The sequence below is a fragment of the Inquilinus sp. CA228 genome (assembly GCF_052078665.1).
Classification (GTDB): Bacteria; Pseudomonadota; Alphaproteobacteria; order DSM-16000; family Inquilinaceae; genus Inquilinus.
The window spans coordinates 1-16,284 of the sequence record NZ_JBQJIK010000119.1; the positions used below are offsets into that span (position 1 = coordinate 1).

Sequence of the window (16,284 nt, forward strand, 5' to 3'; positions counted from 1 at the left end):
ACGGCACCAGGTCGCCCTCGACCTCGCTCGGGTTGACGAAATGGGTCATGCCGAAGCGCTCGCCCCATTCCTTCTTCGAGTTGTTCAGGTCGACGCCGATGATCATGTCGGCCCCGGCCAGGCGCAGCCCCTGGATCACGTTCAGGCCGATGCCGCCGAGCCCGAACACGATCGCGGTCGCGCCCTCCTCGACCTTCGCCGTGTTGATCACGGCACCGATGCCGGTCGTCACGCCGCAGCCGATGTAGCAGATCTTGTCGAACGGCGCGTCCGGGTTGACCTTGGCCAGCGCGATCTCCGGCAGCACCGTGAAGTTCGAGAAGGTCGAGCAGCCCATGTAGTGGAAGATCTTCTCCTTCCCGATCGAGAACCGGCTGGTGCCGTCCGGCATCAGCCCCTGCCCCTGGGTGGCGCGGATCGCCGTGCACAGGTTGGTCTTGCGCGACAGGCAGGACGGGCACTGCCGGCATTCCGGCGTGTACAGCGGGATCACATGGTCGCCCTTGGCCAGGCTGGTCACGCCAAGCCCGACATCGACGACGATGCCCGCGCCCTCATGCCCCAGGATCGACGGGAACAGCCCTTCCGGATCCGCCCCCGACAGCGTGAACTCGTCGGTGTGGCAGATCCCGGTCGCCTTGATCTCGACCAGCACCTCGCCGAACTTCGGACCCTCCAGGTCCACCTCCAGGATCTCCAGCGGCTTCCCTGCGGCGACGGCTACGGCGGCACGCGTCTTCATCTTCCGGCTCCTCGCGAATCGTCGGGCGAAACCCTAGCGGACAGGTCGGCCCAGTCCCAGGCCCGACATGCCGCGGTTACGCCCGATAACCTGAAGTTCAGGCCTCCGTCGCTTTCGTGCCTTGTCAGGAGCGACGGCCGCCTGCCCAAATCGCGACCGGCGGGGCGGAACGTTCCCGCGAGACGCTTGAGGCAGGACGGCGACAGAAGCACGGCCCGGCCGGACCGGGACCGCGGCGCCGCCTCGGCGGGGGGATCACAGATCTGGGGGATCGCATGAGCTTTCTGAACAAATCGGCCATGGCCCTGGCCCTGTGCCTGGCGGTATCCGCCGGCGCAGTGTCCGGCCCAGCGGCGGCTGAGACGGTGCTGAACCGCGGCTTCGGCAGCGCGCCGTCGACCCTCGACCCGCAGTTGAACACCGGCGCGCGCGAGAACTACATCGTCGCCGACCTGTTCGAGGCGCTGCTGGTGCTGGACCCGCAGGGCAACCCGCAGCCCGGCGCGGCGGAAAAGTGGGAGACCAGCGCCGACGGCCTGACCTGGACCTTCCATCTGCGGCCGGGGCTGAAATGGTCGAGCGGCGACCCGATGGTGGCGGGCGATTTCGTGCGCGGCATCATCCGCGCACTCGATCCGGCGATGGCCTCGAACCACGCCTACTATCTGACCTCGGTCCTGCCGATCAAGAACGGCAAGCCGTTCAACGAGGGCACGCTGAAGGATACGAGCCAGCTGGGCGCCGCGGCCCCGGACGACCGCACGGTGGTGCTGACGCTCGACTACCCGATGCCGGACGCGCCCTATATCCTCGACTTCCACACCACGGCGCCGGTGCACGAGCCGAGCCTGAAGGCCGCCGGCAACAAGCTGGACTACACCAGGCCGGAGCTGTTCGTCGGCAACGGCGCGTACATGCTGAAGGAATACGTGCCGCAGTCGAAGGTGGTGCTGGTCAAGAACCCGAACTACTGGGATGCGGCCAACGTCAAGATCGACACGGTCGTCTACCACGTCACCGAGGACGCCTCGACCGAGCTGAAGCGCTACCTGGCGGGCGAGCTGGACTCGACCATCACGGTGCCGGTCGAGCAGTTGGAGAAGCTGAAGGCCGAGCGGCCGCAGGAGCTGCACCAGAACCCGACGCTGGGCATGAAGTATCTGAGCTTCCAGCCCGATGCCGGCCCGCTGTCCGACATCCGCGTGCGCAAGGCGCTGGCCTACGCCATCGACCGCGACTTCCTGCAGGAGCGGATCGAGAAGGCCGGCAACGTGCCGATGTATACTTTCTCGATCAACCAGGACCCCAGCTACAAGCCCGGCAAGGTCGAGGAGGCGGGGCTGAGCAAGGAAGAGCGCCTGGCCGAGGCGAAGAAGCTGCTGGCCGAGGCCGGCTATGGCCCGGACAAGCCGCTGGAGATCGAGATCATCGGCCCGTCCAGCGCCGCCAGCAAGCGGCGGGTCGAGGGCATCGTCGCGATGTGGAAGCAGAATCTCGGCGTCCGCACCAAGCTGGACCTGACCGAGGTCAAGACCTGGCTGGAAAAGCTGCACACCGGCACCTGGCAGGTCTGCATGGACAGCTATGGCGGCGACTATCCCCAGGCCAAGACCTGGCTGGACTCGCTGCGCTACACCGGCACGCCCAGCTACCACTGGAAGGACGACGAATACGAGAAGCTGATGGACCAGGCCAACGCCGCCGCCGCGGACAAGGCCAAGTTCTACGAGATCCTGGGCCAGGCCGAGCAGCGCATGCTGGACCAGTACGTGTTCATCCCGATCACGGTGTCGAGCGACAACCTGCTGGTCCAGACCTACGTCAAGGGCTGGGGCGCCAACCCGATCGGCCATCCGATGTCGAAGTATCTGAGCATCGAGAAGTAAGGCCGGAGTCCTTCGATCGACACCCCCTCCCCCTACCCCCTCCCGCGGGGGGAGGGGGAGGATCTCAATAGGGTCGCGCGGGAAAGCGGGCCACAGGGGAGCCACCAGGGCCGATGGTCTTGTCCGTCCTTCGCCGCATGCTGGGCAGCGTGCCGACGCTGTTCGCGCTGGCGACGATCACCTTCTTCGTCATCCGCTTCGCGCCGGGCGGTCCTTTCGACGACGACAAGAAGCTGCCGCCGGCGCTGATCGCCCGGATGGAGGCGCAGTTCCATCTGAACGAGCCGCTGTGGCAGCAATATCTGCGCTTCCTGGGCGATGTCGCGCGGCTCGATTTCGGCCAGTCGATGTACTACCGCGAATACACGGTGACGCAGCTGATCGGCCACGGCCTGCCGATCTCGCTGCAGATCGGGCTGTGGGCGACGCTGCTCTACGCCGTCGCCGGTGTCACCCTGGGCGTGGTCGCGGCGCTGCGGCGCAACGGCCCGCTCGACAACCTGGTCAGCGCCGTCGCCATGGGCGGCATCGTGGTGCCGACCTTCGTCATGGCGCCGATCCTGCAGATCGTCTTCGCCCTGATGCTGAGCCTGCTGCCGGTGGCCGGGTGGGACGGCGGGTGGCGGTCGATGGTGCTGCCGGTGGTGGCCATGGCACTGCCCAACATCGCCTATGTCGCCCGGCTGACCCGCGGCGCGATGATCGAGACGCTGCGCAGCAACTACATCCGCACCGCCCGCGCCAAGGGCGTGGGCGAATGGCGCGTCCTGACCCACCACGCCATCCGCGGCGCCATGATCCCGGTGATCGCCTATCTCGGCCCCGCCACCGCGGGGCTGATCACCGGGTCGATGGTGATCGAGACCATCTTCGCCGTGCCCGGCATCGGCCGCTACTTCGTCGAGAGCGCGATCAGCCGCGACTACACCATGGTGATGGGGGTCACCCTGGTCTATGGCGGCTGCATCATCCTGTTCAACATGGTGACCGACGTGGCGCAGATGCTGCTGGACCCGAGGTCGCGCGCATGACCGCCGCCGATCTCGCCGCGCCCGAGGAAGAGGGCGCCGAGGGCGTCAGCCCGCTGCGCGAGGCGCTGCGCCGGTTCCGCGCCAACCGGGCCGCCGTGGCCAGCCTGGTCGTGCTGGTGCTGATCGTGATCGTCTGCTTCGGCGGGCCGCTGCTGTACGGCTACGAGCCCGACGACGCCAATTTCGAGGCGATGAACGCGCCGATGGACCTGTTCTCGGCCTATCCCTTCGGCACCGACGATCTGGGCCGCGACCTGCTGCTGCGGATCATGGCCGGCGGCCAGGTGTCGCTGATCATCGGCCTGGTCGCCACGCTGATCGCGGTCGCCATCGGCGTCACCTGGGGATCGGTCGCCGGGTTCCTCGGCGGCGTGGTCGACCAGGTGATGATGCGCTTCGTCGACGTGCTGTACGGCATCCCCTACATCTTCCAGGTCATCCTGATCAGCATGGCGCTGGGGCGCGGCAGCACCGCCGTGATCATCGCCGTGGTGCTGTCGCTGTGGCTGACCCCGTCGCGCATCGTCCGCGCCCAGGCCATCGCCCTGCGCCACCGCGAGTTCATCGAGGCGGCGCGGGCCGGCGGCATGACCAAGCGCCAGATCGTGCTGAAGCACATCATGCCGAACTGCGTCGGCGTGGTGATCGTCTATTCCAGCCTGCTGATCCCGGACGTGATCCTGAGCGAATCCCTGCTCAGCTTCCTCGGCCTCGGCGTGCAGGCGCCGGAGACCAGCTGGGGCGTGCTGATCAGCGAGGGCCAGGCCAAGATCGAGACCGCCCCGCACATGCTGATCCTGCCCGGGCTGGCCCTGGCCCTGACCCTGTTCTGCATGAACTTCGTCGCCGACGGGCTGCGCGATGCCTTCGACCCCAATGAGCGCTGATCCTCTCCTCTCCGTCGAGGACCTGGCGATCCGCTTCCGGATGCGCCGGGGCGACGCCGTCGCCGTGGCCGGGGTCGACTTCACGGTCCGCCGCGGCGAGGTGTTGGGCATCGTCGGCGAGAGCGGGTCGGGCAAGAGCCAGATCCTGCTGTCGATCATGGGCCTCTTGGCCGGCAACGGCGCCGCCACCGGCCAGATCCGCTTCGAGGGGCAGGACCTGCTGGCGCTGGACCGGCGCGGGCTGGACCGGCTGCGCGGATCGGCCATGACCATGATCTTCCAGGACCCGATGACCTCGCTGAACCCCTATCACCGGGTCGGGGCGCAACTGACCGAGGTGCTGATCCGTCACCAGGGCATGCGCAAGAAGGAGGCCTGGGACAAGGCCACCCGGATGCTGGACCGGGTGAAGATCCCCGATCCGGCGAAGCGCATGCGGCAGTATCCGCACCAGCTGTCGGGCGGCATGCGCCAGCGGGTGATGATCGCCATGGCCCTCTTGTGCAACCCGCGCATCCTGCTGGCCGACGAGCCGACCACGGCGCTGGACGTCACCGTCCAGGCCCAGGTGCTGGACCTGCTGCGCGACCTGGTGCGCGAGCTGGGGACGGCGGTGATCCTGGTGACCCACGACCTCGGCGTCGTCGCCGAGATGTGCGACCGGGTGCTGGTGCTGTATGGCGGCAAGGTGATGGAGGCGGCGCCGGTCGACCCGCTGTTCGCGTCACCGGCTCATCCCTACACGCGCGGCCTGCTGGATTCGACGCCGGACCTGGAGGGCCGCGATGGCGAGCTGCGGGTGATCCCGGGCCAGCCGCGCGCCGCCGCGGGCGACCTGCCGGGCTGCCCCTTCGCCCCGCGCTGCGACCGAAGGGTCGAGGCCTGCACCGCCACAATGCCGCCGCTGCTCCCCGCCGCGAACGGCTTCGTCGCCTGCCACCGGCCGTTGCCGCAGCCCGCCGCCGTGCCGGAGCTGGTGCCATGATTCCGGTGCTGTCGGTCCGCAACCTGAAGGTCCATTTCCCGCTCTCGACCGGGCTGCTGGGCGGGCCGCCGCTGATGGTGAAGGCGGTGGACGACGTGTCCTTCGACCTGGCCCCCGGCGAGGTGTTGGCGATCGTCGGCGAATCCGGCTGCGGCAAGTCCACCCTGGGCCGAGCCGTGCTGAAGCTGATCCCGCCCACCGCCGGCACCATCGCCTGGAGCGGCAGCGACGTGACCGGCCTGCCCGAGGATGCGCTGCGGCCGCGGCGGCGGGACATGCAGATCATCTTCCAGGACCCGCTGGCCTCGCTGGACCCGCGCATGACCGTGGCGCAGATCATCGGCCGGCCGCTGCGCACCTTCCACCCCGAGCTGAAGCGGGCCGAGGTCGCGGCCCGGGTGAACGAGGCGATGCGCCAGGTCGGCCTGTCCCCTGCCCTGGCCCACCGCTACCCGCATGAGTTCTCCGGCGGCCAGTGCCAGCGCATCGGCATCGCCCGCGCCATCATCCTGCGGCCGAAGCTGATCGTCTGCGACGAGCCGGTGTCGGCGCTGGACGTCTCGATCCAGGCGCAGATCGTCAACCTGCTGATGCGGCTGCGGCGGGAGATGGGCATGGCGCTGATCTTCATCTCGCACAATATGAGCGTGGTGCGGCACATCAGCGACCGGGTGATGGTGCTGTATCTGGGGCGGGAGGCGGAGATCGCCGGCCGCGACGCCTTCTTCGCCCGGCCGCTGCACCCCTATGCCCAGGCGCTGCTCTCCGCCGTGCCGGTGCCGGACCCGGTGCGGGCGCGGCAGCGCCGGCGGGTGGTGCTGCAGGGCGACACGCCGTCGCCAATCAACCCGCCCTCCGGCTGCGCCTTCCGCACCCGCTGCCCGCATGCCGTCGACCTGTGTGCCCGGGCCGCGCCGGTGCTGCGCGACTTCGGCCCCGGCCACCGCGCCGCCTGCCACCGGATCGAGGAGCTGGCCGGCGTCCCGGCCTGACCCCGCCGCGCCCGCCATGCGTCCGGCGCCATATCTCGATCAGCCGCCGTTGGGGTAGCATTTCTGTCATGAGCATCGATCCCAGCTTCCTCGACCGCCTGATCGCCGCGCCGCGGCTGCTGTTCCCGGCCGCGTCGCCGGATGGGCGCTGGGTGGCCTGGCTGTGGAACGGCAAGGCCGAGGGCAACGGCCCCTGGGTCGCCCCGACCGCCGGCGATGCGCCGCCGCGCCTGCTGCTGGAGCCCTGGTCCGGCTGGGATTGCGAGAGCTTCAGCTGGGCGCCGGACAGCCTGGCGCTGATCGTCGCCCGCCGCCGCGACGGCGAGGAGCAGGTCGGGCTGCAGCGGGTGTGGCTCGACCCGGCGCGACCGGCGGAGGCGCTGCTGCCGGACCGGCCGGGCTACTACGTCTACACCGCCCAGCAGCACCCCGACGGGCGGCGGCTGGTCTATGCCGCCAGCCGCGACCCGGCCACCGGGCTGGGCGGCGACATCCTGCACCTGTACGAGCACGACATCGCGACCGGGGCGCAGCGCGCTTTGGCCTCGCCACTGCGGTCCTGCAAGCTGATGCCGAAGCTGGACCCGACCGGGCGCCGCATCCTGTATCTGCGCAACGACCACCACCCGAGCGGCCGGGCGCTGTGGGTCTACGACCTGGAGACCGGCGCGGACCGCGAGCTGTACAACCCCGGCGGCCCGGCCAAGGCCGAGGGCGTGTGGTCGCCGGACGGGCTTCGCGTGGCCTTCGTCGCCGAGGGGCCGTCGCACAAGCGGCTGGGGCTGATCGACCTCGCCACCGACGAGCTGCGCTGGCTGATCGATAGCCCAGCCATCCCGGTCGAGCATGTGCGCTGGCCGCCCCAGGCCGATGGCGACCTGCTGGTGGTGATCGAATCCAGCGCCGCGCGGGACGAGGCCGGGTTCCTGAGAGTCTCGACCGGCGCCTATGCCCCGGTGTTCCGCGGCGGCGACATCCTGCGGCCGATCGCGCCGCTGCCCGACGGCCGCTGGGTGGTGGAGCGCGGCCGGGCCACGGCGCCGACGTCGATCGTCACCCTGGCGGCCGAGGCGCCGGACCTCTTGACCGCGCATGAGCTGACGCCGCTGCCCGAGGGGTCGCTGCCCGACCCGGCGGAGCTGAGCCCGGCCGAGCCCTTCTGGTGGCATTCGATCGACGGGTTGCGCATCCAGGGCTGGCTCTACCGCGCCAAGGGCGAGGCCCGCGGCGCCGTGATCCATGTCCATGGCGGCCCGACCGCGCATTACGACGGCCGCTTCGATCCCATCCCGCAGGCGCTGTGCCGCGCCGGCTTCCATGTGCTGCAGCCGAACTATCGCGGCAGCACCGGGCTGGGCCTCGCCTTCCAGGAGGCGATCAAGGCCGATGGCTGGGGCGGGCGGGAGCAGGAGGACATCCGCACCGGCATCCTGGCGCTGATGAATGCCGGGCTGGCGCAGCCGGGCCGGGTCGGCATCACCGGCCTGTCCTATGGCGGCTATTCCGCCTGGTGGGCGATCACCCATTTCCCCCGTGAGATCATCGCGGCCTCGGCGCCGATCTGCGGCATGACCGACCTGGTCACCGACTACTGGACCACCCGGCCGGACCTGCGCCCCTATTCCGAGGCGATGATGGGCGGCACGCCGGACGAGTTGCCCGAGAAATACCGCGAGCGGTCGCCGATCCATGCCGTCGACCGGATCGAGGGGCGCTTGCTGATCATCCAGGGCCTGACCGACCCGAATGTGACGCCGGAGCATGTCGAGATCATGCGGGCGGCGCTGGACGCCCGCGGCATTCCCTATGAGACGCTGCTGTTCCCGGACGAGGGCCACGGCATCGTCAAGCCGGGCAACTGCCGGGTGCTGTATGAGCGGCTGATCGCCTTCTTCGCCGCGGCCTTCGGGCCAGGCGCCCCCTCCGGCCCGGGCACGTCGGCGGCCCTGGCTACGGCCGCCGACGGGTCGTGAGCGGCCCCGGTCAGGTCGGCTTGTAGTCGACGATCGAGGGCACCCCGACTCCACTGGGCGGCATGATGTTCACACCGCCCAGCGGGGCCATGTAGGTGTGGGTGCTGTGCTGCCCGCCGGCCTGGTCGACCCAGCTGGTGCCCAGGCTGCTGCAGGAGCCGGACAGCTGGGTGTTGGCCGCCGGCTGGGCGTAGCTGATGCCCTTCAGCTTGTTCTCGAAATGGGTCAGACCGTCGGTCACGAAGCCGGGCGGCGTCAGGTTGCAGGGCTGGTAGATCGTCGCCATGCCAGGCAGGTCCCACCAGGCGTGCGGGACGATGTCGTAGTCGTTCCAGTAGCGCAGCGAGTAGCTGAAGTCGGTGCCGAACAGCGTGGCGAAATCCGCGTTGCCGACGGTCGGCGCGGCGAAGGTGGCCGGCACGATCGGGGTGGTGATGCTGCCGAGGCTCTGCAGCCACGGCGCGACCACGGTGGTCAGGGCGCCGCCCAGGCTGTGGCCGGTGACGATCAGCACCGGCGACTGGTTCGCCGAATTGTTGAGATAGCTGGTCACGAAGTCCGACAGGCTCTGGCCGTTCGAGCTGAGCTTCTGGATGACGTCGAGGGCGGAGAGGGTGCCCTTGGCGATCCGCGCCGTGCTGGTCGGTGCCCAGGGCAGCGCCACCTGGTCGGGCACCCGCAGGTCCTCGAACAGCTGCTTGAGGATGCCCCAGGGGTCGTCGACATGGACGTCGGTGCCGCGCAGGCAGACGACCAGCAGCACCGGCACATTCGACGCCGCATCGGTGTAGGCGGCGGCATAGGCGAGGTTGCTGTCGTCCCAGTCCTTGGCCGGACCCCAGACGACGCTCCAGCTGCCGGTCGAGGGATCCGGCGCGCTTTCCCCCGGCGGCGGCACCGAGGGCATGGCCTCGGCGATCTGGTCGGTCTGGAAATACGAGATCTGGCACAGCTGCAGATAGCTGATCGCGAAGGGAGTGGCCGAAATGCCGCCCTCGCCGACGGCACCCTGCTTGATCTCCTGGGGTGTCATGACGCCTCCTGATGTCCGCGCGGATGTCGACGCGCCGGCCATTCGCCAGCGCGGAGAATGCGGGCCGGGCGGCCTCATGACCGCTCACGGCAACGGCTGGCGTCAACACCTATAAGTTGTGGAAAATATCGATCAAATCGCCTGAACGGATAGGTGGCGACATCGCGGATGCAAACCGGCGGCCGGCCCGATACTGTGCGGCCGAGCACAGACCCCTGCCCGTTGGACCTTGATGAGCCGCACCGTCCCTTCCGAAGCCGCGTCCGCCTGGCGCACCAGCATCGTCGTCAGCCCCGAGATCGGCGATGCCGTGCAGACCGCCTTCGACGACGCCTTCGCCTCGGTCGCCGCCTTCGAGATCGAGGATGGCGGCAACTGGGTGATCGAGGGCATCGACCGCACCCCGCCGGACGAGGCGGCGCTGGCCGCACGGCTGGCCCTGGTGGCGGCGATGCTGGGCACGACGCTGCCGTCGCCGGTGGTGGAGAAGGTGCCGCCGACCGACTGGCTGGCCGCCACCTACCAGGCCTTCCCGCCGCTGCGCATCGGCCGCTTCTTCATCCATGGCTCGCATATCGAGGAGCCGCCGCCGCCCGGCACCATCCCGCTGTGCATCGACGCCGCCACCGCCTTCGGCTCCGGCGAGCATCCGACCACCGAGGGCTGCCTGCGGGCGCTGGACCGGCTGTCGCGCCGCCGCCGCTTCCGCCGCGTCCTCGACATGGGCTGCGGCACCGGCATCCTGTCCTTCGCCGCCGCCCGGCTGTTCCACGCCCCGGTGCTGGCCGCCGACATCGACCCGGAATCGATCCGCGTCACCCGGATCAACGCCCGGATCAACCAGCTGTCGGACCGGGTCACCGCCGTGGTCTCGAACGGCTATGCCAGCCGGGTGGTGGCGGAGCACGGCCCCTACGACCTGATCATCGCCAACATCCTGGCCCGGCCGCTGATGAGCATGGCGGCCGATCTGCGCCGCAACCTGGCGCCGGGCGGGGTAGCGATCCTGGCCGGGCTGCTGGACCGCCAGGCGCCCCAGGTGCTGGGGGCGCACCGGCTGCAGCGCCTGAGCCTGGCGGACAAGATCCCGATCCGCGGCTGGCCGACGCTCATTTTGGGCTGATCGCCGCCCCGAACATTGCCAATTCTTCATCTTCGGCGGCGCGGATTCCGGCGGCGGAGTCACGGATGCGTCATTCCGGCGCTCTAGCCTGGGCCCTCTTTTCCCCCTGCCCCAGGACAAAGGTCGCCCCGCATGGGAAGCTTCCGCTCCGCCTCGCTGATCGCCCTCGCCGCCGCCCTGATTGCCGGCGGCCGCACCATCCTCGCCGCCGATCCGCAGCCCTTCCAGACTCTCGACGGCAAGCCGCCGCTGGTGGTCGGCCATCGCGGCCTGCCCGGCCTGATGCCGGAGGAGACCCAGCCCTCCTACGACATGGCCGCGGCGCTCGGCACCGACGCGCTGGAGGAGGACCTGCACCTGACCAGGGACTGCGTCCTGGTGGCCCGGCACAATCCCTGGCTGAGCGACAACACCAACATCGCCGAGGTGGCGAAGACCAACCCGGAGGTCGCGTCCCGCAAGCGCACCGTGCCGGGCGTCATGGCCAAGGTCGCCTGGACCCAGACCCCGACCAGCGGCCCGTCGGACTACCTGACCGACCTGACCGATCCGAAGGATCCAAAGTCGGTGCTGAAGTCGCTGATCGTCGACGGCGAGGACCACACCGGCGACTGGGCCATCACCGACTTCACCCTGGCCGAGCTGAAGCAGTGGCTGGGCGGCACCACCTTCGACGCCGCAGCCGAGCGGCCGAAGGAGTTCAACGGCAAGTTCCCGATCCTGAGCTTCCAGGAGATCATCGACATCGCCAAGGCCAAGAGCCAGGAGACCGGCCGGACCATCTCGGTCTATCCCGAGACCAAGAACCCGACCTGGAACGACGCGCAGGCGATCGCCAATGGCTGCGGCGCGCCGGGCAGCCGGCCGCTGGAGGATGCGCTGCTGAAGATCCTCGACGCCAACGGGCTGAACGCCAAGGACGCGCCGATCTTCGTGCAGAGCTTCGAGCCGAGCAGCCTGACATACCTGCGGGCCCACGGGCTGAAGACCAAGGTGGTGCAGCTGATCGACGGCTACGACGTCGACTTCAAGACCGGCGCCGTGGTCTATAACGAGGTCGTCGACAGCCGGCCCTATGACTGGACCGTGGCCGGCGACCCGCGCTGGTTCGACGCCATGCTGACCCCGGCGGGCCTGGCCGAGATCAAGACCTATGCCGACGGCATCGGGCCGTGGAAGCCGCAGATCGTGCCGCTGAAGATCACGCCCTGGAAGGACAGGAACGCGGACGGCACCGCCTTCACCGGGTCGACCACGCAGGCCACGACCCAGCCGCCGACCAGCCTGGTCGCCGACGCGCACAAGGCCGGGCTGTTCGTCCATGTCTTCACCTTCCGCAACGAAGGCAAGTACCTGGCCGGCGACTACCAGGGCGACCCGCAGGCCGAGTACCTGAAGTTCTTCCGCCTCGGCGTCGACGGCGTGTTCACCGACTTCACCAATGCCGGGGTGGCCGCCCGCACCGCCTATCTGCACGAACTGGGCCGCTGATCCCTGGCCGGGAGCGGCAGCGCAGCGCACCGGCTGCAGCGGCTGTCGCTTTCGGACAAAATCGCGGCCCTCGGCCGGCCTAGGCTGGGGTTCCGGCGGCGGGATTCTCCGCCGCCGGTGCCGCCGAGGTCCATCCCATGTCCGCCGTCCTCTCCTCCGTCGCCGCGCTCCTGGCCGGGGTCGGGCTGATGCTGTGCGGCAACGGGCTGCAGGCGGTGCTGGTGGCGGTGCGGGCGACCGATGCCGGCTTCGGCACCGTGGTCACCGGCCTGCTCGGCTCCGGCTACTATGCCGGCTTCGTGCTGGGCTGCCTGCTGGGCCCGCATCTGGTGCGCCGCGCCGGCCATGTCCGCACCTTCGCGGCGGTGGCGGCGCTGGCGGCGGCGGTCGCCCTGTCCTTCCCGCAATATGTCCATCCGGCGCCCTGGATCGTGCTGCGCGGCGGCACCGGCTTCTGCTTCGCCGTCGTGTTCATGGTGATCGAGAGCTGGCTGAACGAGCAGGCGACCAGCCGCACCCGCGGCACGGTGCTGTCGCTCTACACCATCGTCACCCTGCTCGCGATCACCATCGGCCAGATGCTGCTGGGGGTGGAGACCGGCAACCCGATGGCCGCCTTCACCTGGATCGCGATCATGATCTGCCTGGCGGTGCTGCCGGTCGCGATGACCCGGGTGGCGGCGCCGCCGGTGCCCGAGGCGGTGCGGCTGCGGCTGGCCCGGCTGGTCGCGACCTCGCCGGTCGGGGCCGCCGCCTGCCTGGTGGTCGGCATCGGCAACGCCGCCTTCTGGTCGCTGGGGCCGGTCTTCGCCCAGGCGCGCGGCTTCGACGCCGCGACCGTGGCGCTGTTCATGAGCGCGGCCGTGCTGGGCGGCGCCGCCGGGCAGTGGCCGCTGGGCCGGCTGTCCGACCGGGTCGACCGGCGCTGGACGATCGTGATCTCGGGCATCGGCACCGCGGCCGCCGGCACGGCACTGCTGGCGGTCGACTGGCTGCCGGAGGCGGCGGTGATCGGCCTGGCCTTCCTGTACGGCGCCTTCTCGCTGCCGCTGTACCCGCTGGCCCTGGCGCACACCTTCGACCAGGTCCGGGCCGGGGAGTTCGTCGAGACCTCGAGCGGCCTGCTGCTGATCTACGCCATCGGCGCGGTGGTCGGCCCGGTGCCGGCCAGCCTGCTGATGGTGCAGCTGGGCACTCCGACTCTGTTCGCCTTCGTCGGCGCGGTGAACGTGGTGCTGGTGGCCTTCACCCTCTACCGCATGGGGCAGCGGGCGCGCGCCCCGGCCGAGTCGCGGCCGGGCTTCGTGTCGGTGCAGCCGGCGACCCAGGGCGCCATCGGGCTCGACCCGCGGGCGCCGGAGACGCCCGCCGCCGAGCCGAACAAGGGCTGATCAGGCCGGTCAGGCCACGCTGGCGAGCCGGTTGGCGTTGGCGGCGCGCTGCAGCGAGGCACGCACGGCGCCTTCCGGCAGCATGGCGGCGACGTCGTCGTCGCCCTGCACCAGCACCGTCTCGATCAGGTTGCGAGTCAGGCCGATGTCCTCGAGCTGCCGGTCGGTCAGCTCCATCAGCTCGTGATAGGTCAGGCTGCGGTCGATGCCGCCCCGGATCCGGAAGAAGCCGCGGATGAGGGTGGCGAGAAGCTGGTATCCCATGATCGTGTCCCGTGTTTCCGCTTCCTGCTGACGCAGGTTATTGCGTTGCAACATCCGCCGCGGCCCCGCCGTGACGGCATGAAGGAGCGCAGCTTCCGGGAGACGTTTCCGAGATTGTCGTTGATGGAGGGATCGCCAGGACGGCGGCCTCAGATTGATACAATGCGCGCTTTCTTGTGCACTGCAATATCGAATTTGTGCATAGCAACATATCGCTGTACGCAGCCGCGCTGGGGTTGAACGGGATCGTGCCCGGCCGCTTCCCCCGCCCAGCGCGATGCGCGATAAGGATTCATCCCGCCCGGTGCCCAGGCCCGGGCCGCCCCGCTGACGGACGCGCTGCCGATGACCACCGATCTCGCCGATGCCCTCGCCGCCGCTGCTGCCGACACTGGCGGCCGCTACGACGCCGCCGGGCTGCAGGAGCTGCTGGAGGGCGTGGTCGCCGCGCCCGCGGCGCTGGACGACCGGGAATGGATGGAGCTGGCGGTGCCGGGCGCCACCGAGGCCCAGGCCAAGCGCCTGCGCGCCGCCAAGGCCGCGGTCGCCGCCGCCCGCCGCCCGGCCGGCCCGAAGCCGGCGGAGCGGCTGGCCGCGCTGCGCGGCGTGCTGGCCCGGCTGGGCCTCGACGCCTATGTCGTGCCGCATGCCGACGAGCATCAGGGCGAGTACCTGCCGGCCCGGGCCGAGCGGCTGGCCTGGCTGACCGGCTTCACCGGCTCCGCCGGCATCGCCGTGGTTACCGCCGAGCGGGCGGCGATCTTCATCGACGGCCGCTACACCATCCAGGCCGAGCAGCAGACCGACCCGGCGCTGTGGGAGCGGCGGCACCTGCACCAGGAGCCGCACGAGGCCTGGCTGGCCGAGGCGCTGCCGAAAGGCGGGCGCGCCGGCTACGCCCCCCGCCTGGTCACCGTCGCCTGGGTCGAGAAGGCCCGGAAGGCGGTCGAGGCCGCGGGCGCCTCGCTGGTGGCGGTCGAGGAGAACCCGATCGACGCGCTGTGGACCGACCAGCCGCCGGCCCCGATCTCGCCCACCATCGTCCAGGCGCTGGACGTCGCCGGCCAGGATGCGCGGGAGAAGCGGGCCGAGCTGGCCGAGGCGCTGCGGCGCGACCGGCTGGACGCGGTGGTGCTGAGCGCGCCGGAAAGCGTCGCCTGGCTGCTGAACCTGCGCGGCGCCGACGTGCCGCACACGCCGCTGCCGCTGTCCTTCGCCGTGCTGCATGCCGACGGGCTGGTCGACCTGTTCATCGACCGGCGCAAGCTGGTGCCGGGGGTCGACACCCATCTCGGCAACGAGGTGGCGATCCAGCCGCCGAGCACGCTGGGCCAGGCGCTGGAGGGGCTGGGCCGTGCCGGCAAGGCGGTGCGGATCGACGCCGCCTCGGCCAGCGCCTGGGTGCAGGACCGGCTGAAGGGCGCCAAGGTCGATGTCGGCGCCGACCCCTGCGCCCTGCCCCGCGCCCGCAAGAACGCGGTCGAGCTGGAGGGCACCCGCGAGGCCCATCGCCGCGACGCCGCCGCGGTCAGCCGCTTCCTCGCGTGGCTGTCGCGCGAGGCGCCGTCCGGCGCGCTTGATGAGGCCGGCGCCGCCGCCAGGCTGCTGGAGTTCCGGGTCGCCACCGGGGAACTGCGCGATCTCAGCTTCGACACCATCTCGGCCGCCGGCCCGAACGCCGCCCTGCCGCATTACCGCTTCAGCGCCGAGAGCAACCGGCGGATCGAGCCGGGCAATGTCTATCTGGTCGACAGCGGCGGGCAGTACCGCGACGGCACCACCGACATCACCCGCACCGTCATCGTCGGCACCCCGACCGAGGAGATGCGGCGCACCTTCACTTTGGTGCTGAAGGGCCACATCGCGATCTCGACCGCGCGCTTCCCCAAGGGCACCACCGGATCGCAGATCGACGCCTTCGCCCGCCGGCCGCTGTGGGAGCACGGGCTGGACTACGACCACGGCACCGGCCATGGCGTCGGCAGCTATCTCAGCGTGCATGAGGGGCCGGCGCGGATCGCCAAGACGCCGAACACGATCGCGCTGGAGCCGGGCATGATCCTGTCGAACGAGCCCGGCTACTACGCCGCCGGCCGCTACGGCATCCGCACCGAGACGCTGGTGGTGGTGCAGCCCTGCGCGGAACTCTCCGACGAGACCCGGACCTTCTACGAGTTCGAGACCATCACCTTCGCCCCGATCGACCTGGCCCTGGTCGACGCGGCGCTGCTGACCCCGGACGAGCGCGCTTGGCTGGACGCCTACCACGCCAAGGTGCGCGACATCGTCGGCCCGCAGCTGGACGGCGAGGACCGCACCTGGCTGGAGCAGGCCACGCGGCCGGTGGGATAGGGGACCGATCGGGATAGGGGGAAGCCTCGCGGCTCCCCCCTCCCACACCACCGGACATACGGGTCCGTATCCGGCGGTTCGGGGGATTAAGCGGTGAGCGGGTCGGCGACGGAGGCGAGGCCGAGGGCCTGAAG

General features: G+C 70.3%; 13 protein-coding genes. 10 read left to right on the plus strand and 3 right to left on the minus strand.

Annotated features, from left to right (window positions below):
• Window positions 1–742, minus strand: a 742-nt coding sequence (locus tag ACTOWL_RS35565; protein WP_441326039.1) for an alcohol dehydrogenase catalytic domain-containing protein, incomplete at its 3' end; no start/stop codon positions are given.
• A 275-nt stretch (window positions 743–1,017) separates the two neighbouring features.
• Here ACTOWL_RS35565 and ACTOWL_RS35570 point away from each other — a divergent pair.
• From ACTOWL_RS35570 to ACTOWL_RS35595, 6 genes are all read left to right on the plus strand, one after another.
• Window positions 1,018–2,628, plus strand: coding sequence for a peptide ABC transporter substrate-binding protein (locus ACTOWL_RS35570; protein WP_441326040.1), 1,611 nt, complete (start codon window positions 1,018–1,020; stop codon window positions 2,626–2,628).
• Window positions 2,629–2,741: 113 nt separating this feature from the next.
• Window positions 2,742–3,659 carry an ABC transporter permease gene (locus ACTOWL_RS35575; RefSeq protein WP_441326041.1) on the plus strand — a complete coding sequence of 306 codons (918 nt, stop codon included), beginning with the start codon at window positions 2,742–2,744 and terminating at the stop codon, window positions 3,657–3,659.
• Window positions 3,656–4,546: an ABC transporter permease gene (locus tag ACTOWL_RS35580; RefSeq protein WP_441326042.1), complete on the plus strand. Its 891-nt coding sequence runs from the start codon at window positions 3,656–3,658 to the stop codon at window positions 4,544–4,546. Before ACTOWL_RS35575 ends, ACTOWL_RS35580 begins: the two co-directional genes overlap by 4 nt.
• Window positions 4,536–5,531, plus strand: a complete 996-nt coding sequence (locus ACTOWL_RS35585; RefSeq protein ID WP_441326043.1) for an ABC transporter ATP-binding protein — start codon at window positions 4,536–4,538, stop codon at window positions 5,529–5,531. Before ACTOWL_RS35580 ends, ACTOWL_RS35585 begins: the two co-directional genes overlap by 11 nt.
• A complete protein-coding gene (locus tag ACTOWL_RS35590; RefSeq protein WP_441326044.1) occupies window positions 5,528–6,523 on the plus strand; it encodes an ABC transporter ATP-binding protein in 996 nt (331 codons plus the stop codon). The genes ACTOWL_RS35585 and ACTOWL_RS35590 overlap by 4 nt, the downstream gene beginning before the upstream one ends.
• A 68-nt stretch (window positions 6,524–6,591) precedes the next feature.
• Complete coding sequence (locus tag ACTOWL_RS35595) at window positions 6,592–8,496, plus strand: S9 family peptidase (RefSeq protein WP_441326045.1); 1,905 nt, start codon at window positions 6,592–6,594, stop codon at window positions 8,494–8,496.
• Between the two features lie 10 nt (window positions 8,497–8,506).
• On the opposite strand, the gene ACTOWL_RS35600 is transcribed toward ACTOWL_RS35595, so the two are convergent.
• Complete coding sequence (locus ACTOWL_RS35600) at window positions 8,507–9,529, minus strand: lipase family protein (RefSeq protein WP_441326046.1); 1,023 nt, start codon at window positions 9,527–9,529, stop codon at window positions 8,507–8,509.
• Between the two features lie 232 nt (window positions 9,530–9,761).
• Between ACTOWL_RS35600 and ACTOWL_RS35605 the strand changes: the two genes are divergently transcribed.
• The 3 genes from ACTOWL_RS35605 (at window position 9,762) to ACTOWL_RS35615 (ending at window position 13,534) form a co-directional block, all read left to right on the plus strand.
• The gene (locus tag ACTOWL_RS35605) at window positions 9,762–10,652 is read left to right on the plus strand and encodes a 50S ribosomal protein L11 methyltransferase (protein ID WP_441326047.1); all 891 of its coding nucleotides are present in this window, start codon (window positions 9,762–9,764) and stop codon (window positions 10,650–10,652) included.
• A 132-nt stretch (window positions 10,653–10,784) separates the two neighbouring features.
• Window positions 10,785–12,143 (plus strand): glycerophosphodiester phosphodiesterase family protein, encoded by a 1,359-nt coding sequence (locus ACTOWL_RS35610; RefSeq protein WP_441326048.1) that lies wholly within the window; start codon window positions 10,785–10,787, stop codon window positions 12,141–12,143.
• Window positions 12,144–12,280: 137 nt separating this feature from the next.
• A complete protein-coding gene (locus tag ACTOWL_RS35615) occupies window positions 12,281–13,534 on the plus strand; it encodes an MFS transporter (RefSeq protein WP_441326049.1) in 1,254 nt (417 codons plus the stop codon).
• 9 nt (window positions 13,535–13,543) lie between these two features.
• Here the strand turns inward: ACTOWL_RS35615 and ACTOWL_RS35620 are convergent, their stop codons facing one another.
• The gene (locus ACTOWL_RS35620; RefSeq protein WP_441326050.1) at window positions 13,544–13,798 is read right to left on the minus strand and encodes a DUF1127 domain-containing protein; all 255 of its coding nucleotides are present in this window, start codon (window positions 13,796–13,798) and stop codon (window positions 13,544–13,546) included.
• Window positions 13,799–14,143: 345 nt separating this feature from the next.
• Between ACTOWL_RS35620 and ACTOWL_RS35625 the strand changes: the two genes are divergently transcribed.
• Complete coding sequence (locus ACTOWL_RS35625; protein ID WP_441326051.1) at window positions 14,144–16,150, plus strand: aminopeptidase P family protein; 2,007 nt, start codon at window positions 14,144–14,146, stop codon at window positions 16,148–16,150.
• The last annotated feature ends 134 nt before the right edge of the window (window positions 16,151–16,284 follow it).